The sequence below is a fragment of the Mastigocladopsis repens PCC 10914 genome (assembly GCF_000315565.1).
Taxonomy (GTDB): domain Bacteria; phylum Cyanobacteriota; class Cyanobacteriia; order Cyanobacteriales; family Nostocaceae; genus Mastigocladopsis; species Mastigocladopsis repens.
Genome location: NZ_JH992901.1, coordinates 810,940 through 833,701, shown reverse-complemented (window position 1 = coordinate 833,701; position 22,762 = coordinate 810,940). Strand labels below are relative to the sequence as shown.

Genomic DNA, 22,762 nt, shown 5'->3' with positions numbered 1-22,762 from the left:
TCATTTTCAACCGCTCTTAAGGCTTCTCAATCCTGGCTTTAATGCCTTCTGCTTGTATTTGTTCCAGCAGTTTTTGTGCTTTCTCTTTAGTCTTGAGGGCACCCAAATAAATTAATTTACCGTCGGGTGATAAATAAGCATCAGCAACGACGCGCCGTGCAGAGGCAAAACTGCGCTCTCCTTGATTATCTGTGATCACATGATAAAACCCATCTGCTGACGGTTTGATTTGCGGCTCCGGCGTTTGTTGAGTATCTGATCGCTTTTGAGGGGTTTTTGCCGTTGAGGGTGGCGCGGAATTCAGCCCTACTGGGGGCTGCACATTCGGTATTGTTATTGGATTGGTGGGGTTTTGATCCGTGAGTGGGTTAGGTTTGGGTTTAGGTTTTAAGCCAACAACATCATTTGGATCTCTCACCTCTGGAAACTCGTCAGTGGCTAGATTCGGATACTTAGGTATGGGCGTGAGATTGGGTTGCGCTACAGTTTTAACATTGTTGCCATCTTGTGCTGTATTTTCCGCAGTCGTTGGCGCATCTTTTTTAAACAATCTATCTAAACTAAATTGCGATAAGCTCTTGGGATTGAATACTACGTAGCCCAAGGTAAGACTTGCTAATAAGAGTAGTAGCATGGAGCCAATGCCCAAGGGTGATAGCAGACTGTCGTTAGAACTGGTTGATTTGTCAGTCTTTGGTTCTTCTTGTGCTAAACTTCGCAGCAGCGCTTCCGACGATTCCAAATAGTCATTTGGTTGTTTGCCTGTGTTATCTTCTGACTCTGTCAGATTTTCACTCTTACTCTGACTTTGTTCCTTTACTCCTGTAGGCACGATACTGGTACTTGGCGTTGGTGTGGTTTGTACTTCGGCAGAGTTGCTTAGGATTGAATCCTGATCAGGTTGCGGGTGTTGTGTTTTTGAGGAATCAGGTGTAAATGTCCTCTGTGAGGTTTGGGGTTGCAACAAAGTGTCCGGTACTGTAACTGATGCTGACACTTGATCTGGAGTCTCTACCACAGATTTCGGCGGATTGATTTTCGTTTCTGGGGTAACAAGAAGTTCCTCTTGCCCCAAAACACTTGGAGTGGAAGCTTTCGCCGTTGCTAACCCAAACTTCTGGGAACTACTTGCAAGAGTGTCTTCTATTGGTGAATGACTTCTGCCCCCTGTCGTACTCGTATCAGTTAATTGTTGAGGTTTACTACTGGTGGAAGTCCCTACACGGGGTTGGCTGAATGTTCTATATCCAGTTCGTGTGCGTCGGTATCGGGCTAACTCTTGATCTAGTTGTACTTCCAAACTAGCCAATGCTGCTGCTAGTGGTGGTTTCAACCCAGTTGTTTTGGAATATTTAGCAACCGAATCTACTAGGGGGTTTTGACTCATTGCCTGTCTGCCTCAAACCTAGACTGCCGGATTAATCTAAAAATATATTTGTGCCAATCCTAGCGAAAATTATCTTAGATATATTGCAGAAGCATACTGCAATTTTTGCCAAGGTTGGCTAGATGTCGTTTAAATCAGTTAATGATATTTTAGGTGTTCTGGAAACTCAGGCTAAATGGCAAGAGCAGCCATTTCAACGTTTGCTCAAGTGTTGGCCTGAAGTCGTAGGAGCAGTGATAGCCGTTCATACCCAACCGTTGTCAATTCAGCGCGATGTTTTGCGGGTGGCAACTTCGAGCGCAGCTTGGGCACAGAACCTGACTTTTGAGCGCCAGCGACTGGTTTTAAAGTTGAATGAAAAGCAGTCGCTTGGTTTAGTGGATATTCATTTTTCTACAGCTGGATGGCAGCGTCCTCAAAAAACTCACAAGACACAAGAAACAATGTCGCTGCGCGAACATCCTAGTTACGTGGGTGATGAGATGAAACTACCTCATGATCTTACACCGACAACTGGGAATGCCAATGGTGCTTTCCAAGATTGGGCTAGGACAGTGCAAGCGCGATCGCACGGTTTACCCCTTTGTCCTCAATGCCACTGTCCTACTCCACTAGGAGAACTTCAGCGTTGGCGTGTCTGTTCTCTTTGTGCTGCTAAACAATCTTCAAAAATTATAAGTGCAGAGTAATAGCACCTCATCAGTCTTAAGGCTTTCTTAAATTACTATCAAAATAGTTTTGCGATTAGTGTCTATATACACTAATTTCTTTTACCACTAACTTCCTCTTCTAAAGGATAGAAGAGTCCTACTTCTTTAGAAATTATCCACATTACTGTTCAATAATGTCAACTCTTTCAAAAGATACAGCCCATTGCGTCTGAAAAACTGTCCCTTAAGGCTGAAGTTGAAAGGCTAGTCAAATCGTTAAATTTGTAATTACCTTTGATCCCCATGAACTTTCAGGCAAAATTGGGTATGCTTAATCCAATGCAATTAATGTATCAGTTTGTTTACAAGAAAATTGAAAAATATGACACAAACATAAAAAAATTATAAAGTTAATTTTTTCCTTGGGATCGCCACAGCCTAGTAAATACAAGGTTTTTGGCGTAAATCCACAATTTATGTCTACACGCAAAATAAAAGAAGAAAATCAGCCCTAAACGCCAATAAATATGAAACAGATGAAATCACTGACTTCTGCCTGCAAATATTGTCGTTATTACAAGCCAGAAGGGCGTCGTGGCGGAGTCTGCCAACAGTTGGGAGCACCAGTTAGAGGCAATTGGAAAGCTTGTGCTTTGGCGATCCCACCGTTTGCTCCCTCGTGGGAAAGCTTGGAGGAAGTTTGGAGTTTGCCCAATACAACATCGGTCTTAGCTTCGGGTTTAAATAAACCTACGCCTGCTTCTGTGGAGGAAACAGCGACTACTTGCTCTTCTGAAAAGGTAAAAGCTAAGGCAGTACTAATATAGCCTTCTTGTGTTAAAACAGGAAAAGTCAAATTGCTGAAGCAACATTTTAATGCTGTTTTGAGCAAATTGGTTAAAGCCTCTTTTCATAGGAGCGAAATTAGACTTGAACCCTATAAAGCGCGAACATTTCACACTTCACTTTGTGAAAATGACATATATAGGGTGAGCTACCACTTATTACCAACTGACGAAAGCAGTTTCTCCAAAATAAAATTCACTTTTAATATTTATAGGTCTTAAAAAGACCTAGACATTTCAAATCAAAAATCGCACCTTTTATAAAAGGCGCGATTTTTGTGTTTCTAAGGCAGCCAGGGATATTGACGAAAGTTAGGTGGACGCTTTTCTAGAAATGCTTGTTTTCCCTCTCTTCCTTCTTCTGTCATGTAATAAAGTAAGGTGGCATTGCCAGCTAGTTCTTGCAAACCAGCTTGTCCATCACAGTCAGCGTTAAATGCTGCTTTTAAACAGCGAATAGCGATTGGGCTTTTTTCTAAAATCTCCTGCGCCCACTGGACACCTTCAGCTTCGAGTTGTTCTACAGGGACAACACAATTGACTAAGCCCATTTCCAGTGCTTGCTGGGCGTTATACTGTCGGCAGAGAAACCAAATTTCTCGTGCCTTTTTTTGCCCAACAATGCGGGCAAGATAGCTCGCACCAAAACCACCATCGAAACTGCCTACTTTAGGACCAGATTGTCCAAAAATGGCGTTATCAGCAGCAATGGTGAGGTCACAAATTAAGTGGAGGACGTGTCCTCCACCAATGGCATACCCAGCAACTAGGGCAATCACTACTTTTGGCATAGAACGAATCAGGCGTTGCAGGTCTAGTACGTTCAAACGCGGTATGCCATCATCATCTACATAACCAGCTTCTCCCCGCACGCTTTGGTCGCCTCCAGAACAGAAGGCGTATTTGCCATCAGTGTGTGGACCAGCACCAGTAAATAGGACAACGCCAATAGTGGTATCTTCGCGAGCGTCGCAGAAGGCGTCGTATAGTTCAAAAACTGTTTTGGGACGAAAGGCATTTCGTTTGTGAGGACGATTGATGGTAATTTTGGCAATGCCATCAGCTTTGTGATAGAGGATATCTTGGTAACTTTTAACTGTTTGCCAATTAATTTGCATGGCGACAAAAGAGTACTACTTCAGCTTAAAAATTCTATCCTTGGTAGGGCATATGCATACCTAATATTTGTGCCACGATTGCAGTACAAGTCAGAAAAGTTCCTCATGGCACAAACTAAGACTAATGATCACCTGCTGGATAATCCCTCAATTGATCCAGAAAAAGACCGACTTGGATATGCAACCTTTGCCCAGCATTTGGCAGACAGTATTTGCAAAATGACCGTTACTGAAGGGTTCGTGATTGCAGTCCATGGTTCTTGGGGTGCCGGTAAATCGACACTGTTGAACTTTGTCGTTCACTATCTCCAGCAAAAGCCAGATGAGGAGCAACCAATCATCGTCCCTTTTAATCCCTGGTTGTTTACTGGAAATCAAGACATTACAAGGCGCTTTTTTGACCAATTACAAAGCGTTTTAACTTCTCAAACAAATGTGCCGAGAGGCTTGAGAGAGCGAATAGCCAATTTTGGTAGAGTTATTTCTGAAATTCCCTTGCCTTATGCTCAAGCTGGCAAGGCAGTAGCAACAATATTTAACGATCAGGAAAAAGAAGCTTCCGAGTTAAAAGAAGACGTTCAAAACACTGTAGTGCAGCAGCAGCGGCGAATAGTTGTGGTCATTGACGATATTGATAGGCTTCCCTCAGAGGATATCAAACAGCTATTTCGCATTTTTAAAGCAATTCCGAATTTTACTAACGTTGTCTATGTTTTGGTTTTTGATAAAGAAGTTGTCAGCAAAGCACTTTCTGAAACTAAGGAGGCATCAGTAAAAACGTACTTTGAGAAGGTTATTCAACTTTCTTTTGAGTTACCTCCTACAGATAAAACATCACTCCGCAGACTACTTTTTGAAAAACTTGAAGGCATATTTGCTGATACACCAAAAGAACTCTTTGAGCCTACCTACTGGAATTGTGTTTACTTTCAAGGAATAGACCACTTTATTACTAACCTCCGCGATATTGTTCGTCTGACTGATGCCCTCACAGCGACATATCCGGTAGTGAAAGGTGAAGTAAACCCAGTTGATTTTATTGCCATTGAATCGTTGCGAGCTTTTTGCCCAACAGTATATGACATAATTGTTAAAAATAAAAATGCTTTTGTTGGAAAAGTAAATTCTTTAGACCAATTCAAACATTTTCATAACTCTTGGCTTGCTCAGTTGCAAGATGAAGACAAAGAACCTGTTAAAAGGCTTCTTATACAACTTTTTCCGAAGTTAGAATTTGTTTGGGGTAATAGTTTAGAAGAAAATGAAAAAGATTTAGAATCGTGCAATCAATTGCGTATATCCTGCCCTGAAACATTTCGCATTTACTTTCGTTTAACTTTATTAGAAGCTAATTTATCTAGTAATCAAATAAAAAATATCCTAGCTGTAGCTTGCAATGCTAAAGCGTTTGGGGAAAAACTTATAGAACTTGCTAATCAAATACGTCATGACGGCACAACCCAACTTAGGGAATTTCTGGAAAAAGTCGAAGATGATTTAGCAAAAGATATTCCAACTCGTTGTATTCCATCAATTGTGGAAGCTTTTTTTGAAGTTGGCGAAGATTTATTGCGTCCTGAAGATGAACCAAACAACAGGTTTGATGTTGGAAATGAAATAAGAATCCATCGTCTCATCGTAGAGTTATTATCTCGGCTTGACGAATCAGAAAGATTTGAATTATTAAAAACTTCGATGACTAAAGGAAAAGCATTATCAATAATTACAAGAGAATTAGAAAATTTAAATAAGCAACAAGGCGACGACAATTATAAATTTCAAGATGAAGGGTTACTTAACTCGCAACACTTGAAAGAACTTGAAGAAATTGTTGCTCAAAGAAAGCAGGCACAAAATGCAGAATCTTGTGAGGAAGCTAGTCCTACTGATAGCGATCGCGCACAAAGCAGGGCTGTATAGGGCATTCCACACAAAGCATGGAAATGAAAAACCCTTGTAAACAGACAAGGGTTTGGAGCTGAATCAAATTTCGGGTTCTATCCCTGCTGCTCGCAATTGTGCTGCTAGCCGTTCAGCACGTTGCCGTTCTTGTTCGGCTAATTCCGAACCCCACAGCAGCAATCCCTGTTCATCCCACCACCGCAACCAATATCCTGTGCGATTTTCACGGGTTCCTTGCCAAACACCAAGATAGAGGTTCATTTCTGGTATCCAGTGGTGGTGATTTTCGTCTGGTGCTTGCAATAAATACTGTCCGGTGTTATCAAATCGATAAGCCTCCAGACTGCCACTATCGGGTTCAAAGATGAAGTAGTTCGGTACTTTTAAGATGCGCTCGTAGAAAAACCATTTTCCAGGAGGATAGGTTGGTTTGATGGAATACTCTGTCCCATCTGTATCCGAAATAAATTCCATCACAACAACTGGCATATCTCCTTGCAGCTGTGGCGTGTAACTACGTTTTACTTCTTCCCGTGCAACGCGGATACTAGGCACATATGCCCAATCAGGAGCTTTGATGACAATTTTGCCATTTAAGGTAGCACAAATTCCGTAATTTGTTGGAGTCAGCGCATTATCAGGTAATCTGCCAGTTATTTCCAAACTTTCAGTTAAAGCTGCGGCTAGGGGAGGCTGGTTAATATTATCCACTGGATGATTTGGTAGTACGTAATCATCGGGTAATTTTTCCCAAGTTATCTGGTAATCCTGGGTAGAAGTGGCTATCATGGCTGATTTACCTCTTTGTATTTGGGGCTATTAATTCATTATTCGCCTATAACCCCTCTGTGCTTAGGGGGAGAGGCTTCAGGTAGAGTTACTCCTCATCCGGTGCCAAGTCTTCCTCCGTCAACCCCTGCTGAGGTATCGCCGCAATAATCGCATCTATGACCTTTGATACTGGCAAAATCTCAATGTCGAGGCTGGGGAATTTTTGCCCTTTTGGTACAATTGCCCTTTTAAATCCCAGTTTTGCCGCTTCTTTTAACCGCAGTTCCATTTGTGACACTGAGCGGACTTGTCCTCCTAACCCAACTTCCCCTATAAGTACGGTGCCGGGGTCAACAATCCGATCGCGGAAACTGGCAACAATTGCGATCGCTATTCCTAAATCCACCGCTGGTTCTCCCACATTCAACCCACCTGCGGAGGCGACGTAAGAATCCAGCTTGGACATTGGGATACCTACCCGTTTTTCTAGCACCGCCAAAATTTGCACTAAGCGGTTATAATCTATACCAGTGCCAGCACGACGCGGAGAGGGGTAGCTGGTGGGACTCACTAAGGCTTGCAACTCAACAACAATCGGGCGTGTCCCTTCACAAGCAACAACAATTGCAGTACCGGGAGCCGGATCGTCGCGGTTGCCCAAAAATAGCTCTGAGGGGTTGGGGACTTCTCGCAGTCCGTTGTCTACCATTTCAAAGATGCCGATTTCATGAGTTGCCCCAAAGCGATTTTTCACTGTCCGTAATAACCGATGGGATGCAAAGCGATCGCCTTCAAAATACAACACCGTATCAACCAAGTGTTCTAATACCTTGGGTCCGGCGATCGCTCCTTCTTTGGTGACGTGTCCCACGATTAACATGGTAATGTCCTCGTGCTTTGCCACCTTCATCAAAGCCGCTGTACATTCGCGCACCTGTGCTACAGAACCGGGTGCAGAGGTGAGAGCTGGAAAGAACACTGTTTGAATACTATCAATAACAGCCACATTTGGTTTGAGTGAGTCCATTTCCCGCAAAATTTCTTCCAAGTCTGTTTCTGGCAAAACGTATAAATCAGCACCTATGCCGTCAGTTTCTTCTACTTTAGGAGTTTCTTCGAGAGTTTTTATGACTACATTGTTATTACCGTTGTCATCGCCTACTAAACTCAAAGGTCTTCCCACTCCCAAGCGAGTGGCTCTCAATTTTACCTGTTGTCCTGATTCTTCTCCAGAAACGTAGAGAATGCGGTATCTCTGCGCCAGTTGATTCGATACTTGCAACAGCAGTGTAGACTTGCCAATTCCTGGATCGCCACCTATCAATACCATAGAACCGGGAACAACTCCTCCACCTAGTACCCGATCTAGTTCCTCATAACCAGAAGCCCAACGTGGGACTTGGCGATCAGTAATCTGGTCAAAGGTCAATGAGGCTCGTGGTTTGGCTGGTTTAGTTGCTGTAGGTTTGCTACCCGCCTGTTGATGCCATCCACTCATTCCGCGACTTGGTATATCGGTTGATGACTGAATAGCAATCTGCTCTTCTAGGGAGTTGTAGGTGCCGCAAGCTGCACACTTACCAAACCATTGGGGCGATTCTACACCGCATTCGTTACAAACGTAATATGTCTTCGGCTTTGCCATTCTTAATCTTATTAAATATTCTTAATTTTTGCTTAAGTTTTTGAGTAAACAAAAATCCAATAATCATAGTAGACGCAGGTTTTTTCCAATCAATTTGTGAAATGATATCTTAATAATATGGTAGTAAAAATTAATCATGAAAAAGTTTAGTTAAGGAGCGTTGAGAAACTTGGAAAGTCATAAAGAAAAAATCCTGGTGGTAGATGACGAAGCCAGCATTCGCCGGATTTTAGAAACGCGCCTTTCGATGATTGGCTACGATGTGGTTACGGCAGGTGATGGGGAAGAAGCTTTGGATACTTTTCGCAAAGCTGACCCTGATTTAGTGGTTTTAGACGTGATGATGCCGAAGCTAGATGGCTACGGCGTGTGTCAAGAATTACGAAAGGAATCAGATGTCCCAATTATTATGTTAACAGCCTTGGGGGATGTAGCTGACCGGATTACAGGTTTAGAGTTGGGTGCTGATGACTACGTTGTTAAACCCTTTTCGCCTAAGGAGCTAGAAGCCCGCATTCGCTCAGTGCTGCGACGGGTAGACAAAACAGGTGCCTCTGGTATTCCCAGTTCTGGAGTTATCCATGTTAGCACTATCAAAATTGACACGAATAAGCGGCAAGTTTATAAAGGCGATGAGCGCATCCGGTTAACAGGTATGGAGTTTAGCTTGCTAGAGTTGTTGGTAAGCCGCTCTGGAGAAGCTTTTTCCCGTTCGGAAATTTTGCAGGAGGTTTGGGGATATACACCAGAACGCCATGTGGATACCCGTGTCGTAGATGTTCATATCTCCCGTTTACGGGCAAAGTTGGAAGACGATCCTAGTAACCCAGAGTTAATCCTCACGGCAAGAGGTACTGGCTACCTATTCCAACGGATCATTGAACCAGGAGAAGAATGAAAAGATAGGGAGATAGGGAGATGAAGAGATGGACAGATGAAGAAAATACCCACTTACAGCTCTCTTCACTCAGCACTCAGCACAGTGAAAAGCATGACTAAATCCGATCCCAATAGAGTTTTACGGCGTCTACCCATCGTAGTAGGTGGTTTGGGCGCTGTACTTTTGCTGATTAACCGTTTACTAGCACCAGAAATCACACCATCCCAAGCGCGTGCAGATGTGCTGGGTGTTATTTTGAGTGCGGTGTTGATTTTAATTGGGTTAATTTGGCAGCAGGTACAACCGCGTTTACCTGAAGCGGTACAACTCATTGGCGAAGAAGGTTTTGTGCTTGCACCCGACTTGCCAGAAGTTGTGAAAACAGAACTAGCGTGGGCATCGCATTTGTTGTTAACTAATACGGTGACGCGATCGCTCGTAGTTTTCTATCAAGATAAAGTTTTGTTACGGCGGGGAATTTTAAGTTCTAAGTCACAAGTCCTACCAGGACCCATCTTAAAACGAGTGCTGGAAAAACAAAAGCCAGTTTATCTCGTAGATTTGAAAGTCTATCCAGGAAGAATTGAATTTGATTATCTGCCAGAGAATACTCAAGGTGTCATTTGTCAACCCATTGGCACAAAAGGAGTCCTGATTTTGGCAGCGAATGCTCCTCGTAGCTACACCAAACAAGACGAAAACTGGATTACGGGAATTGCAGATAAATTAGCTGTTACCCTAAAAGAGGGAATAGGTCATAGTTAGTGGTTAGCGGTTAGTAGTTTGTAGTAAAACCAACAACTCACGAATAATTATGCAAATTATTTACTGGTTACTTGTTGCCCTCATGGTTGTGGGTATTATTGGCGCTGTGGTTCCTGCGATTCCAGGAGCCAGTTTAATTTTAATTGCAATTATTAGTTGGGGATTTATTAGTGGTTCCTTCGCCGCTATAAAAATACCACTTATTGTGACAATAATTGTTTTATTACTGAGTGTGGGAATTGATTTTTTAGCGAGCTATTTAGGTGCAAAAAAAGCAGGTGCTAGTCAGTGGGGACAAATTGGTGCAATTGTTGGGTTTGTGGTAGGTTTTTTAGGATTATTGCCAACATTACCTGTTGGTGGTCCATTATTAGGAATGTTACTAGGACCACTTCTGGGTGCGATTATCGGTGAGTATCTTTACCGACGGGATTGGAAGGTGGCTATTAAGGCAGGTATTGGAATTGTAGTAGGTACACTCGTTGGAAATTTGATTCAGGGGTTGCTGGCGATCTCAGCTGTTGTTGTTTTCCTAGTAACAACTTGGCCACAGGTATTTGGGGCTTAGAATTACGTATAAACAGATAAAACCCGCCTTCGCGGGTTCCATGAAGCTTGCTGAAGCAGGCTTTTTTTGTTTAGCTCTAGACTTCTAGCCTATGAACACTTAACTTACATTAACCCAGTTGTGAAACCTTTTTACGTTGACGCAAGCCAAATAAACCAGCTACCGCCAACATTCCCAAGCTTACAGTCGTTCCTGGTTCAGGTACAGTTACCCCAGACAACCTGACACCATCACCAGTTTTGTCAAATGTACTGTCGGGACCAGGCTTACCCAACTGAACGACGAAAGAACTTACATTTTTCAATGTTATTGATTTAGTGTTACTGTTAGATTCCCCTGCAAGCAGCTGCTCAACTGGGGTTCCATTGACTTCTAAAACGCCGCTAACATCGCTATCTTCCACATCAAAGAAGTCTAATGTGACTTCTGAATAAGTGCTACCCAGATCAAATAAGAACCGACCTACTTCCAACTGACCATTTTCTGCTGCAGTACTTGTTGCTGTGGGGGCAGCATCTGCTGATGTAGCCTCGTAAGCTACAGGACGATACGAATATTCATTAGCAGGTGGGTTGGTTCCTGGATCTTGGATGCCAAATTTAATTCCAAAACCCCAATCGTTTTCTGTCACGCCCTCATCAACAAACAAACGGCTCAGTCCGTACTGTGGTTCTTTACTATCAAAGTCATACGCTAGACTTGTCACTTTAAAACCAAAGTCTTTCTCTAAGTCTATACAAGTGCTGGCAATGCAATCTATGTTGGTAAGTTGAATTTCGCCTTCTTGCTGAGGAACCAGAGAACTAGCATCAGCAGCAGGCATACTAGTAACTACACCTAAGCTCATGGTTGTTCCTAAAATTGTCGCCGCTACAAAATTAAACTTTCGCATGACTTGCTTCCTTCCCATTTCTGATATTTAAGGCAGCAATCACAATTGTTTTTGCCTCTGCCTTCATCACTACTTTATTTACTCTTTACGGATTCTGGGAGTCAAAAAAATCAGAATTGATACAATCTTAATTTTGATGATTCTGAAGCTATTTTTATCCGTATAAATATTGAATGATTGACTAAGAAATAAGAATGCAATATTCAAAATAATTTTGATATTTTTACTGAGAGTAAGTGAATTAAAAATTTTTTTAATGAATTTTGATAAAAATCCAATAATAATTTAAGTAAAAGCACTGAAAACAGTCATAATTTTTATCAGTAAAATTCCTTAGTTTCTCAAGAGTTGCTACATACAATTCTCCAGTACGGATATTTTCCCAACGAGAGAATGAGAAATCGTTAAAATCAGGAAGCTTTGGGGTGACGCGGCATCAGAATATTCTTAATACTCATTTCCAAGAAGTTAACCCAAGAAAATCTGCCACTGTCCCTGACTGTCTAATTAATATAGCGCTTCTCGTTTGGATGAAGTACAGGTAAGAAAACAGGCTTTAAGTTTCCTTTAAAGCCTTCCAATCTTTTTTTTTCAATTGCCAATAAGTTTTCTTCCACCCACTCGCCGCGCTTTTGAAAACCCTGTGGGATATAGCGAACAAATTTCATCCCAATCCTTTTTAATACTTTCTCGCTACCTGTATTCCATAAGGCGTGGTACGCTTCAATGCGGTCGGCTTCTAAGGCACTTACCAGTAAATAAATATCCAGCCGTAGTATGGTGGGTTGCGACTACGACGAGAGATCTAAGTTTGACGGCTGGATATTTATTTTTATGGATCTCCCTAAAACTGTGAAACCAAACTCGACAATAGCAAGAGCCGCCTCTGTCATGTAACCTTTGCGTTGGTGTTCTGGGTGTGTCCAAAACCCAAGATTCCAAACATGGTCTACTTTGTCATGTTTTCTGATGGAAATTCTGCCGAGAAATGTACCAGTATTGGCGCATTCAATTGTAAATGTATAAGCAAAACCGGACTCCCAAGTTTGAAGATTTCGTTGAAGGGGTTCGTGAAGTTCTTCGATGGATTGTGGAGCTTCCCAAAGCATACCATCGTTAAACCCCTGAAACCGTGTAGCTGAAAACACGTATGGAATATCTTGTTCGCAAGGGCACCTCAGGATACAGCGTTCAGTCTTAATTCGGTATATCCAAGGTATTCTCATGTGTTCAAACAGCAACTTACTTTGCTCTTGCTTGCAACAAACGCAGCGCCGTTCATTGTTTGGACAGTTTTTCTCATGTACCAGAGCTTACGAGTAACTAATGGACTGCCACAATGGGCACACTCGTTTAGCTCACATTCCACAATTATTGGTTTGGCGTCGGGAAAGTACCGTTGTGGAGGGCGACGAGGTTTCTTTTCTATCAAGGACTTTTTGCTGCTGGTAGGATACTTTTTTCAGCTTCCCTGCAAAGCGTACTAATTAGATAGTCAGGGGTCAGTGTTGGTTAAATTCCCAGTAAACCCTGACTTTTTAAGCTTCGTTTAGACAATTTCTGGCTTCAATTGCAACAGCCTCTACTTCATCATTCGCCAAACTTTCTAATATGGATTTGGTCTGTGTACCGCCTAAATGACTCAAGGCTTGCACGAGTCTATAGCGAACTTGCCAATCTGGATCTGCTGCATAGGGAGCTAAGAGGGGGATAGCCTGAGTATCTCCCAACTCGCCGAGAGAACTAATGGCTGCAGTCTTAACTAAGTCATTGTCTGAAGAGAGTGCTTGTTTTAGTAACTCAAAGGCTCTTGGATCAGCTAACTCTCCTAATGTAGCAATAATGCTGAATTTTACAATCCACTCGTTGCTGGTTTGGTAAAGTTGTTGTAAATCTTCAAAAGCCTCATGCAGTTTAAGAGCACCCAAACAATCTGCTGCTGCTGCTTGCACGTCAGCTTCGGGGTCATTGAGCAAGCGATCGCGCAATATATTTAAAGATAAGTCTAAATTTTGTCCGCCTAAAGTATCCAACTGGCTCACAGCCGAGTACCGCACGCGGGAATTACTATCATTAATAGCATTTTGAATCAACTCAAAACCTACAGATGGTTCTAGTTGACGGATTTGATTAACTGCTCGCAAGCGATCGCCTAAATCTTGGGAATTAAGCAGTTGCTTTACAGATTCAGGAGTAATACTCATTTGATTATCCCAATTTTCAAAGATTTAAAAAAAAACAATCAACAATCAACTGTCACTAGTCACATACGCGACTAATGAGTCATAACTCATAACTCATAACTTATGACTCATCTTGGCTGGCTGCCATTGCCCGAATTATGTCACCACGGGTGAGAAGACCAATAACTTGACCCTCGCTGTCAAGTACTGGCAAGCGGTGAACGTTGCGATCATGCATCACTCTAGCAGCTTCTGTGACAGTTTTGTCAGGAGTAATGGTGATAGGGTTTTTGCTCATGACTTCGCCAACAGTTTGCCCTAGGGCTTTGTGCAGCCCACGTTCATACTCGGCGGGATTTTGCAAATAAATAACGCTATCAAGAAACATGATGTAAGCCGGAGGAGTCACACCAGTTTCTTGCCACATCAAGTCCGTTTCCGAAATAATCCCTACTAGGTTACTACTATCATCTACAACAGGTAGCCCACTGATGCGCCGTTCTGCCAAGATTTTAATGGCTTCCTGTAGAGGAGTTTCAGGTCGGACGACAATCGGGTCATGGCTCATGATGTCGGCAACGGTCTTAGGCATTGGCTTGCTGTCACCTTTTATAAACCTATCTGGGATTATTGTAAAGAATTGCGGGTATGAACCTGATAAGGTTCATACATTGTTACCAAAAAAGAACTCAGAACACAGTTGTCAGAACTCAGAATAAAAAACGCGCAGGCGTTGGTCGGTATAAGTTCTGTACAACTGGGTGAAGAGTATTGGTAGAAAGCCGAATATATTTATTTATGGATCAAAAAAGAATTCTTTTTAATTTTAGCAATGATATTGTCGGCACGGTCTTGCCAAACTTCCACTTCCAACGCCGCAAATTGCTGCATCAAGAATTGGTTAATTTCTGCTTCTGCACCACTAGGAGAATGGTGCATAACCAATTGTTCAATTGTTGTGAATAAGTGGTCGTAATTCCACATTAGTTATTTTAATTTAACCAAAAATCTTACTGGCTTTTTTATCTAAACAATTATATATAGCAATCCTTTCAGAAATTGTGAATTTATCGTTAAGGCAAGTCTTGAGTCCAGAGTCACTTTTGACAACCCAGACCGTGGGTTTCACAATTTAAATAGGACTGCTATATCAAGACTGTATTATCCAACCTTTAGTGCTGTAGGAAATTTGTTTGCAGACTTATTTTTAGTTCGATAGTTCCAGATTATATATAAAAAATTGTAAATTCTTAATAGTAGTTTGGATGAAGACTATTCATACGGCTGAAAACAAGATTTTGATACAAAAGTTAATGTTAATATTTAATGAGCTAATTATGAATTTTCTATGAAGATTTAATCTTATGTGGAAAAAAATTGACAGAATACTAATATATAAGTATTGAATTAAAGATTACTGAATATTCAGTAATCTGTGGAAGTTAGGATGTATTGCTCAGGATTTGAAATTATCTTCTAGGTAATTTCATATTTACAGCAGTCTCCTGATTAGAAAAGAGCTAGTATCAAACTAATGCAACAAGTAGGAATTGCATTGACTCTTGAAGTTAGCTACGAAGTAGGTTTCCAGCCATCAGACAGGTTTCTCATCTTTCTACAAGCCAATTCAACCAAACTGAAAATTTTGAGGTTAAGTTAGTTATTCGTTTGGCAAAGTTCATTAAAATTATCAACTATATGTTGATTGCCAAAAGGTTCCTGTGAGTTTTACGATTTTTATCAGGTTTAGATAAAATAGTATAAAACGATACTATTTCTCTAGACAAAAGACAAAGGCTTGGAATACTCTAATTAACCATTGACAAGTTCACTGCTTTTAATAGCTTTGCCAAATACTGTTGTTTATCATGGACAAAAAAGCCATGCTGCACGCAGAATTCACCAGGGATGCTTACTACCGCTTGGTAACTAAGTACTATGATTTCTTGAGCACAAAATTCCGAATACATATAGATTTTCCTGATCTTATAAAATCAACAAAGACGTGATGTACCTGCAACTTTTTGATGACCCAGTTCTCTAAAATTTGGAGAACTAAAGTCTCGTAAGACTTAAGAATCGCCCCCCTATACTCCTAAAACACTAGGGGGAGTTTCCGATGGTCTAAGATAACCCAGGAATCACCCCCTTATACTCCTAAAACACTAGGGGGAGTTTCCGATGGTCTAAGATAACCCAGGAATCACCCCCCTATACTCCTAAAACACTAGGGGGGATACTTCCAGGGCTAGTTGCACATCACTTATCAACTTCGCAGCTGTCAATCCTTTACGCTTGGGATTTTGCCAACAGCTGCGACGGACGCATTCGCCCACGTTTTTATGACGCCAACTGGCAACAATTATGTCACACCAAACGAGTCAACAACAAGCTTCTGTTAAGCCGCTACTTCATAAGCAGCAAGCTTTGGTGGCATCAATCGGTAATCCAACCGAGAACTAATTTTCATTGGTCAACAAATTTTAGTTCAGACCAAAGACGAATTGTTTCGGTGGAGGAGAAGTCATGCCATCAGAATTTTCGCAACAGAAGCTATATCAACTACTCATCACAGCTTTAGGTGAGACAGTTTCACAACAGGAACTGGTAAAGTGGAGCGCACACGCAGAAATCGTGGAACCAGCACCCACAAAGCAGTTTTGGCAAACAACAGATAGTCGAGCCGGAATATATTTAGTTCTTCGTGGCAAGGTCAGACTGTTAGACAGCGCAGAGAACTTAATCACAACTCTAGGTTCAGGCTCCTGGTTTGGAGAAGCAACACTGTTTGCACAAGACTTTGTGCCATACGCCGCCAAAGCTTCGAGCCACCTCAAGCTTTGCTATCTCAAACAAGAGATACTGCAAGCATTGATGGACAAATACCCCAGCATTTACGCTCACCTACTGCGACGCGCACAACTGTGGGATTTACTACTGTTATGTCGGCAACACTCGCAACTTGAGTGCCAGCCATCGGATGTGCCAGGGATGCTCGCAGCCTTATCGCTATTTGAGCAGCACCACCTAGACACCAATGAGGAAATATCTCCACTACCAGATGGTAAAGTGTGGCTGCTGCACAAGGGACAACTGCGACATACAGATGGTCAGTGTCTAACACCAGGCAAAATTTATTCAGACCTAAAACAGGGTCTTTGGCAGGCGACACAGCCAACCATTGCTTACATTCTCCGCTCTTCACATTGCCAAACAGCCTGGGAACACTGGCAGCAGCTAGGGGAATTGGTCGCACCTCAACAGCGGCCTTTGGTATTGGAAGACAGCCAGCGATACCCTAGCAGGTCTAGACCAGAACGAATAGCCACTTCTGGAAACGTCATTCCTTTTCCCCAACGAGACTCTGCATCTAAACAAAAGCAAAAAAAATCACGACCTTACTTTCCCAGTCCTCAAGTCCGAGCAGGGCAAGTGTTGGGACGCTTCACCAAGCGCTATCCATTCTTCGCACAACAAAGCGCCTCTGACTGTGGGGCAGCCTGCTTAGTAATGATTGGTCGCTATTGGGGCAAGCGCTTGAGTGTAAATCGCCTGCGGGATTTAACCAACGTCAACCGCAGTGGTGCATCACTGCGTGCTCTAGCAATAGTGGCAGAAAGTATTGGCTTTGTAACTCGACCTGTGAGAGCCAGCTTCGATAAATTGGCAGAACAACCCTTGCCTGCCATTGTTCACTGGGAAGGCAAGCACTACATTCTTGTCTATGAAATTAACAAAAAGCAGGTCATTGTAGGCGATCCTGCCATCGGTCAACGCATCCTTACCCCTGCTGAATTCAAAGAAGGTTGGACTGGGTATGCATTGTTACTGCAACCCACAGCCCTACTGACAGAAGCCCAAGAAGAAACTACAGGCTTTTGGAAGTTTTATGAGTTACTCAAACCTCACTCTTGGGTACTGCTAGAAGTCTTCTTGGCTTCGGTGCTCATTCAGGTGTTTGGACTGGTCACGCCGCTATTCACCCAGCTGCTGCTAGACCGAGTGATTGTGCAGGGTAGCACCTCCACATTACACGCTGTCGGTGTGGGGTTAATAATTTTTGGCTTGTTCAGCATTGCTGTGAGTGGAGTGCGCCAATATCTTTTGGCTCACACTGCTAACCGTGTCAGCGTTGCTCTGCTAGTAGGTTTTATTAAACATACCTTCCGCTTGCCCTTATCGTTCTTCGAGTCCCGCTACGTCGGGGACATTGTTTCCCGGATTCAAGAAAACCAGAAAATTCAGCGCTTCCTCACCGGCGAGACACTGTCAATCATTCTCGATTTGCTGACAGTGTTTATCTATGTGGGATTGATGTTCTGGTACAACTGGAGTCTGGCATTACTGGCGCTGTTGATTGTGCCACCATTTTTTATCCTGACGCTGGCTTCCACAAATATCTTGCGCCGTATGTCCAGAGAGATTTTCAATGCAGGAGCAGAACAAAGCAGCTATCTGATTCAATCCCTCACAGGAATTCGCTCTATCCGCTCAATGGCAATTGAACACACGGTGCGCTGGCATTGGGAGGAACTGCTGAATAGTTTGATTAAAAAAACCTTTACCGCACAGGTGATTGGCAACAACTTGCAAGTGACTAGTGCCGTCATCGACACCGTGATGAATACAACATTGCTGTGGTATGGCTCATGGTTGGTGATTCACAACGAACTCACCATTGGACAATTAGTTGCCTTCAATATGTTGTTGGGCAGAGCGATCGCTCCTTTCAAGCGACTCTCAGTAGTGTGGAATCAATTCCAAGAAATCGTCATTTCTACCGAACGCATTAATGATGTCCTTGAAGCCGAACCAGAAGAAGACTTCTACTCGTCACCCCGCAAGCCTCTACGTAAACTTCACGGTCACATTCGCTTTGAGAATCTCACTTTCCGCTATCACCCAGAAAGCGAGATAAATGTCTTAGAAAATCTTAGCTTTGAAATCCAGCCCGAACAAACAGTAGCGGTCGTAGGGCGGAGCGGTTCTGGGAAAACCACCCTTTCTAAGTTAATTTTGGGTTTATATCCCGCCACCGAGGGCAAATTGCTGATTGATGGTCACGATGTCAGTAGTATTGCCTTGCGATCGCTTCGGTCTCAAATTGGTGTGGTAGACCAAGATACCTTCTTATTTGGCGGCACGATTCGGGAAAATATTAGTATTGCTCACCCAGAAGCCTCTCTAGAAGAAATTATTGAGGCAGCTCGTTTGGCAGGAGCAGACGAATTTATTCAGCAACTACCAATGGGTTATGAAACCCAAATCGGTGAAGGCGGGGGAATGCTGTCTGGTGGACAACGCCAACGCCTAGCCATCGCCCGTGCTTTGCTAGGTAATCCGCGATTTTTAATATTCGATGAAGCGACCAGTAACCTGGATGCGGAATCTGAACGCATCATCCAGAACAACCTAAAAACAATTCTCAAAGGGCGGACAAGTCTAATAATTGCCCATCGCCTCTCTACTGTGCGTAATGCTGACTTGATTCTAGTTCTAGACCGAGGAGTCTTGGTGGAAAGCGGGACTCACGATGAATTAATCGCCAAAAAAGGGCATTACTACTACCTCAACCAGCAACAACTCGCTCATGCAGGTTGAGTTAGGGAAAACTCAAGAGTCAAAAGTCAAAAGTAACTTATTTCCCCCTCACTCCCTATTCTTGAAATGGAATTATGCCAAACCAATCTCACAATTCATCATCCACACTCCCCAAACCGGAGCCGGATGAGGAGCAAAGTTATCTTTCTGCTGAACCTCAAGAAGTCAAAGAATCTACTGATCTGGAATATCAAAAAGACACACAAGAAGCAAAAGATTGGTTCTACGGAACCGAAGAACTGCTCGATGCCTTACCGCAAGCATGGACGCGCTCGTTGCTGTATCTGTTGGTAGGCTTTGTAGCCATCGCCTTACCATGGGCAATGCTCTCGAAGGTGGATGAAACAGGAAGCGCCAGAGGGCGTATCGAACCATTAGGCGCAACCCAAAAACTGGACACTCAAGCCGAAGGCAGCGTTGTTGCCGTCAAGGTCAAAGAAGGCGAAACCGTCAAAGCTGGGCAGGTGCTGCTCGAACTCAAATCAGATGTGTTGAAAACTCAACTCGAGCAAGTGCAAGAAAAACTCGCCGGGCTGCAAAATAAGCGGCAGAATTTAGAACTGCTGAAAAATCAATTGTTGCTGAGTGTGCGTACCCAAGAGCAACAAAACCAAGCTCAACAATTGGCAAAACAGTCTCAGGTGCAACAAGCGCAACAGAACCTCGATGGTCTCAAAACTACTCTTAACTTACAAAAACAAGAAAAACTAGCGAAAGTTAACCAGATGCAGCAAGCTCTCGAGTCCAGTCAAGCTGCACATCAGTTAGCACAAGTTCGTTTACACGCCGCTCAAGAAAAAGTCCCACGCTATCAAAAAGCCTATGAAGACGGTGTGATGTCACTAGACCGCTTCAAGGAAGTGGAACAGTCTGCTAAAGAAAACCACGAACGCCATGTGCAAGCTCAGTCTGATATTTCTCAGGCTCACTCTAGCTTGCTTGAACACCAGAGCAATTATCACAAGAGTGTTGAGCAAGCTAAGTCTGATATCGAGCTTGCACAACTGCGTTTGCAAGAGGAACAACGCAGCTATCAAAGCCTGATTCATACTGGTCAACTGGCTTTGTTAAAAAGTCAAGAACAACTTAAAGATATGCAAACACAAATCAACTCCCTGCAATCGGAAATTGCTCAAACACTCAGCCAAATCACATCCTTAAAGATTCAGTTGCAACAACGAGTGGTGCGTTCGCCAATTGATGGTGTGATTTTTGAGTTGCCGGTGACTAAGCCTGGCGCTGTGCTACAAGCCGGTAACAGAGTTGCCCAAATTGCACCTAAGAATACTGAGTTAGTACTTAAGGCTCAGATGCCTAGCCAAGATAGTGGTTTCTTAAAAGTGGGGATGCCTGTCAAACTCAAGTTTGATGCTTATCCTTTCCAGGAGTATGGCATTGTCTCTGGGCGTGTTAGCTGGATTTCTCCTGACTCTAAACTCACTCAATCTCCTCAAGGTAACATCGAAAACTTTGAGTTAGAAATCACCCTAAATCAGCAGTTCATCCAGAATGGTGACAAACGTATCTCCATCACTCCCGGTCAGACTGCTACTGCTGAGGTTATTGTCCGCCAGCGCCGCGTTATTGACTACATTTTAGACCCGTTTAAGAAGTTGCAAACCGGCGGTTTAGAGCTTTAATAAAAATTCCATTATCTCAAATCCAAAATCTAAAATTATCAGAAGAATTGCATACATATGTCAAACCGTTTGACCATTTCCTACGAAGATATCATTCGCAACCTTAAACTTTCTTGTCAGATTCCTACTGTCATGGAAGCTATAGCAACTCAAAAAATTATTACTGAGGCTGCTCAGAAAGCAGGAATTAAAGTTTCGGACGAAGAACTACAGCAGGAAGGAGATAGACTACGATTCGCTAAAAAGCTCGTAAAAGCTCAAGACACTTGGGCTTGGCTAAAAAAACATCATCTTGCTCTAGATGAATTTGAAGAGTTAGTCCATGACAGCATTCTTTATAAAAAGTTAGTTAATCATTTATTTGCGGATAAAGTTGAACAGTTCTTTTACGAACATCAACTTAATTACGTCGCTGCTGTCACCTATGAAGTTATCTTTGATCAAAGAGACTTAGCTTTGGAATTATTTTATGCCTTGCAAGAAGGTGAAACCAGCTTCCAAAGTATCGCTCGTGAGTATATTCAAGAACCGGAATTGCGTCGTTCTGGTGGATATCAAGGAACGCGACGCCGCACAGATTTTCGACCGGAGATTGCATCCGCTGTATTTGCAGCCAATCCACCAAACATTCTCAAACCAATTACGACTCCAAAGGGAGTGTATTTAATTTGGGTAGAAGAAATTATTCAACCTAAATTGGATGAGCAGTTGCGTGCCACGATTCAGCAAGAATTGTTTTCTCTATGGTTAAAACAACAAATTCAAACAATGGAAATTATCACACAGCTAGATTTATTTCATAATTTACGAACATCTAAAGAGTTACGAAAAAAGGCTTAATTATGTTATTAAATAAAAACCAGGCTTTCAAAAGAAATAACCAATTTTTGTCATAGATACTCCTCCTGCTCAAAGAGAGGATATAAGGAATTGTTGGGGTTCAATAATGTTTAAAAAATACATTTTGTTAAGAAGAATTGGTAATCAGTAGGAAGTAAGCTGTTACAGCACATTGCAAGTAAATGAAGTACAACGCGCTTTGTCTAAAAGTCAGACAATGAGCCAATTTTACTTCTGACCGGAGGCGGAGCATCTGGTGGCTCCGCTTCTGACAACTGACGCCTTTATTCTGCTGTATGCACTTTTTGTAGGCTGTAGTCCTTACATCAAGGCTATCGGGCAGGAAAACCCTATAACCAACAGCTTAACAGCATGACAAACTTGAGTAATATTTTCTCTATTTAAAAATGTCGAGGTGTTTTTTATGGATATTTTGAGCTAATTAAAAGTTGATGTAATAATATCTTTTACAGTAGTCAATATAAAGTTTTGTATTGATTAAATCCTCATATTTTTTTATTTAAAAACTGACTAAATATAAGTCACAAGTCACAATTATCGAAATGCAATATTAAAAATATTTATCAAAAAAATACAAAATAATCTTGTTTTTTAAAGTAAATATTGTATATTGGTAAATGTAAGCAAAAACAAAAAGCTTACATCAGTAATTCCCAAACCAAAGTGAAAAGTAAAAACAAGTAAATTCCCAGGAGAAACCTATGATTATCTCTGATTTGAATCTTTTGGAATCTGTTGAAGGCGCAGATGTTGTAGGAGGAGGAAGTTTTGACTTTTACAAAGATATAAAGGTCGATAAAGATATAAAGGTCGATATCTACAAGGATATCTATGCTAAAGCCAAAGTATATGGCAATATAGCTGAAGCTGAAGCAGCAGCTGAAGCAGTTGGTTACGATTCCTTCACCAACACTTTGACCGCTACTTATACCGACTATTATTCGTCTGTTTCTCTCTCTGAATCAGACTCTGCAACCTACTAATTCCAATTCAATAACCTCTTTGTATGAAGTGATTTGTAAAGTTTTTTCATCTCGTTATTGATGAGATGAAA

General features: G+C 42.2%; 19 protein-coding genes and 1 pseudogene. 10 read left to right on the top strand and 10 right to left on the bottom strand.

All coding sequences use genetic code 11. The features are described from left to right. Positions 1-16: 16 nt before the first annotated feature. On the bottom strand, positions 17-1,387 hold the full coding sequence (locus MAS10914_RS0106010) for a superantigen-like protein SSL4 (protein ID WP_017315004.1): 1,371 nt from the start codon (positions 1,385-1,387) through the stop codon (positions 17-19). Between the two features lie 122 nt (positions 1,388-1,509). Between MAS10914_RS0106010 and MAS10914_RS0106005 the strand changes: the two genes are divergently transcribed. After that, a complete protein-coding gene (locus MAS10914_RS0106005) occupies positions 1,510-2,076 on the top strand; it encodes a DUF721 domain-containing protein (protein ID WP_017315003.1) in 567 nt (188 codons plus the stop codon). Positions 2,077-2,564: 488 nt separating this feature from the next. Further along, positions 2,565-2,864 (top strand): hypothetical protein, encoded by a 300-nt coding sequence (locus MAS10914_RS35345; RefSeq protein WP_071599800.1) that lies wholly within the window; start codon positions 2,565-2,567, stop codon positions 2,862-2,864. Positions 2,865-3,166: 302 nt separating this feature from the next. On the opposite strand, the gene menB is transcribed toward MAS10914_RS35345, so the two are convergent. Next, complete coding sequence (gene menB, locus MAS10914_RS0105995; RefSeq protein WP_017315001.1) at positions 3,167-4,000, bottom strand: 1,4-dihydroxy-2-naphthoyl-CoA synthase; 834 nt, start codon at positions 3,998-4,000, stop codon at positions 3,167-3,169. A gap of 105 nt (positions 4,001-4,105) precedes the next feature. On the opposite strand from menB, the gene MAS10914_RS0105990 reads away from it, so the two are divergent. Beyond that, entirely contained in the window at positions 4,106-5,920 is a 1,815-nt protein-coding gene (locus MAS10914_RS0105990) for a KAP family NTPase (protein ID WP_017315000.1), read from the top strand. Between the two features lie 63 nt (positions 5,921-5,983). On the opposite strand, the gene MAS10914_RS0105985 is transcribed toward MAS10914_RS0105990, so the two are convergent. Beyond that, positions 5,984-6,691 (bottom strand): Uma2 family endonuclease, encoded by a 708-nt coding sequence (locus MAS10914_RS0105985; protein WP_017314999.1) that lies wholly within the window; start codon positions 6,689-6,691, stop codon positions 5,984-5,986. Between the two features lie 88 nt (positions 6,692-6,779). Beyond that, entirely contained in the window at positions 6,780-8,318 is a 1,539-nt protein-coding gene (gene radA, locus MAS10914_RS0105980; RefSeq protein WP_017314998.1) for a DNA repair protein RadA, read from the bottom strand. A 169-nt stretch (positions 8,319-8,487) separates the two neighbouring features. On the opposite strand from radA, the gene rpaB reads away from it, so the two are divergent. The 3 genes from rpaB to MAS10914_RS0105965 all read left to right on the top strand — a co-directional run bounded on the left by rpaB (position 8,488) and on the right by MAS10914_RS0105965 (position 10,531). Then, positions 8,488-9,216, top strand: coding sequence for a response regulator transcription factor RpaB (rpaB, locus tag MAS10914_RS0105975; RefSeq protein ID WP_017314997.1), 729 nt, complete (start codon positions 8,488-8,490; stop codon positions 9,214-9,216). Between the two features lie 93 nt (positions 9,217-9,309). Next, positions 9,310-9,963, top strand: coding sequence for a cofactor assembly of complex C subunit B (locus MAS10914_RS0105970; RefSeq protein ID WP_026082354.1), 654 nt, complete (start codon positions 9,310-9,312; stop codon positions 9,961-9,963). A gap of 49 nt (positions 9,964-10,012) precedes the next feature. Next, on the top strand, positions 10,013-10,531 hold the full coding sequence (locus MAS10914_RS0105965; RefSeq protein WP_017314995.1) for a DUF456 domain-containing protein: 519 nt from the start codon (positions 10,013-10,015) through the stop codon (positions 10,529-10,531). A 109-nt stretch (positions 10,532-10,640) separates the two neighbouring features. Here MAS10914_RS0105965 and MAS10914_RS0105960 read toward each other — a convergent pair whose 3' ends face one another. The 6 genes and pseudogenes from MAS10914_RS0105960 to MAS10914_RS0105930 form a co-directional block, all read right to left on the bottom strand. Beyond that, positions 10,641-11,423: an LEVG family PEP-CTERM protein gene (locus MAS10914_RS0105960; protein WP_017314994.1), complete on the bottom strand. Its 783-nt coding sequence runs from the start codon at positions 11,421-11,423 to the stop codon at positions 10,641-10,643. A gap of 503 nt (positions 11,424-11,926) precedes the next feature. Further along, positions 11,927-12,091, bottom strand: a complete 165-nt coding sequence (locus MAS10914_RS33950; RefSeq protein WP_017314993.1) for a hypothetical protein — start codon at positions 12,089-12,091, stop codon at positions 11,927-11,929. Between the two features lie 123 nt (positions 12,092-12,214). Continuing rightward, a complete protein-coding gene (locus tag MAS10914_RS0105950; RefSeq protein ID WP_017314992.1) occupies positions 12,215-12,649 on the bottom strand; it encodes a GNAT family N-acetyltransferase in 435 nt (144 codons plus the stop codon). Between the two features lie 312 nt (positions 12,650-12,961). Continuing rightward, complete coding sequence (gene nblB, locus MAS10914_RS0105940) at positions 12,962-13,627, bottom strand: phycobilisome degradation protein NblB (protein ID WP_017314990.1); 666 nt, start codon at positions 13,625-13,627, stop codon at positions 12,962-12,964. A 100-nt stretch (positions 13,628-13,727) separates the two neighbouring features. Continuing rightward, positions 13,728-14,198, bottom strand: coding sequence for a CBS domain-containing protein (locus MAS10914_RS0105935; RefSeq protein WP_198014964.1), 471 nt, complete (start codon positions 14,196-14,198; stop codon positions 13,728-13,730). A 230-nt stretch (positions 14,199-14,428) separates the two neighbouring features. Next, positions 14,429-14,590: pseudogene (locus MAS10914_RS0105930) on the bottom strand (M42 family peptidase); the annotation flags it as partial. A gap of 1,542 nt (positions 14,591-16,132) precedes the next feature. On the opposite strand from MAS10914_RS0105930, the gene MAS10914_RS0105915 reads away from it, so the two are divergent. The 4 genes from MAS10914_RS0105915 to MAS10914_RS0105900 all read left to right on the top strand — a co-directional run bounded on the left by MAS10914_RS0105915 (position 16,133) and on the right by MAS10914_RS0105900 (position 22,691). Further along, positions 16,133-19,207: a peptidase domain-containing ABC transporter gene (locus tag MAS10914_RS0105915; RefSeq protein WP_017314985.1), complete on the top strand. Its 3,075-nt coding sequence runs from the start codon at positions 16,133-16,135 to the stop codon at positions 19,205-19,207. Positions 19,208-19,281: 74 nt separating this feature from the next. Then, entirely contained in the window at positions 19,282-20,847 is a 1,566-nt protein-coding gene (locus MAS10914_RS0105910) for an HlyD family efflux transporter periplasmic adaptor subunit (protein WP_017314984.1), read from the top strand. 57 nt (positions 20,848-20,904) lie between these two features. Then, entirely contained in the window at positions 20,905-21,687 is a 783-nt protein-coding gene (locus MAS10914_RS0105905) for a peptidylprolyl isomerase (protein WP_017314983.1), read from the top strand. A gap of 722 nt (positions 21,688-22,409) precedes the next feature. After that, the gene (locus MAS10914_RS0105900) at positions 22,410-22,691 is read left to right on the top strand and encodes a hypothetical protein (protein WP_017314982.1); all 282 of its coding nucleotides are present in this window, start codon (positions 22,410-22,412) and stop codon (positions 22,689-22,691) included. Positions 22,692-22,762: the final 71 nt, after the last annotated feature.

Coding starts and splice junctions, on each gene's coding strand:
- MAS10914_RS0106010 (WP_017315004.1), bottom strand. CDS start 1,387: ATGAGTCAAAACCCCCTAGTAGATTCGGTTGCTAAATATTCCAAAACA.
- MAS10914_RS0106005 (WP_017315003.1), top strand. CDS start 1,510: ATGTCGTTTAAATCAGTTAATGATATTTTAGGTGTTCTGGAAACTCAG.
- MAS10914_RS35345 (WP_071599800.1), top strand. CDS start 2,565: ATGAAACAGATGAAATCACTGACTTCTGCCTGCAAATATTGTCGTTAT.
- menB (WP_017315001.1), bottom strand. CDS start 4,000: ATGCAAATTAATTGGCAAACAGTTAAAAGTTACCAAGATATCCTCTAT.
- MAS10914_RS0105990 (WP_017315000.1), top strand. CDS start 4,106: ATGGCACAAACTAAGACTAATGATCACCTGCTGGATAATCCCTCAATT.
- MAS10914_RS0105985 (WP_017314999.1), bottom strand. CDS start 6,691: ATGATAGCCACTTCTACCCAGGATTACCAGATAACTTGGGAAAAATTA.
- radA (WP_017314998.1), bottom strand. CDS start 8,318: ATGGCAAAGCCGAAGACATATTACGTTTGTAACGAATGCGGTGTAGAA.
- MAS10914_RS0105970 (WP_026082354.1), top strand. CDS start 9,310: ATGACTAAATCCGATCCCAATAGAGTTTTACGGCGTCTACCCATCGTA.
- MAS10914_RS0105965 (WP_017314995.1), top strand. CDS start 10,013: ATGCAAATTATTTACTGGTTACTTGTTGCCCTCATGGTTGTGGGTATT.
- MAS10914_RS0105960 (WP_017314994.1), bottom strand. CDS start 11,423: ATGCGAAAGTTTAATTTTGTAGCGGCGACAATTTTAGGAACAACCATG.
- MAS10914_RS33950 (WP_017314993.1), bottom strand. CDS start 12,091: ATGAAATTTGTTCGCTATATCCCACAGGGTTTTCAAAAGCGCGGCGAG.
- MAS10914_RS0105950 (WP_017314992.1), bottom strand. CDS start 12,649: ATGAGAATACCTTGGATATACCGAATTAAGACTGAACGCTGTATCCTG.
- nblB (WP_017314990.1), bottom strand. CDS start 13,627: ATGAGTATTACTCCTGAATCTGTAAAGCAACTGCTTAATTCCCAAGAT.
- MAS10914_RS0105935 (WP_198014964.1), bottom strand. CDS start 14,198: ATGCCTAAGACCGTTGCCGACATCATGAGCCATGACCCGATTGTCGTC.
- MAS10914_RS0105915 (WP_017314985.1), top strand. CDS start 16,133: ATGCCATCAGAATTTTCGCAACAGAAGCTATATCAACTACTCATCACA.
- MAS10914_RS0105910 (WP_017314984.1), top strand. CDS start 19,282: ATGCCAAACCAATCTCACAATTCATCATCCACACTCCCCAAACCGGAG.
- MAS10914_RS0105905 (WP_017314983.1), top strand. CDS start 20,905: ATGTCAAACCGTTTGACCATTTCCTACGAAGATATCATTCGCAACCTT.
- MAS10914_RS0105900 (WP_017314982.1), top strand. CDS start 22,410: ATGATTATCTCTGATTTGAATCTTTTGGAATCTGTTGAAGGCGCAGAT.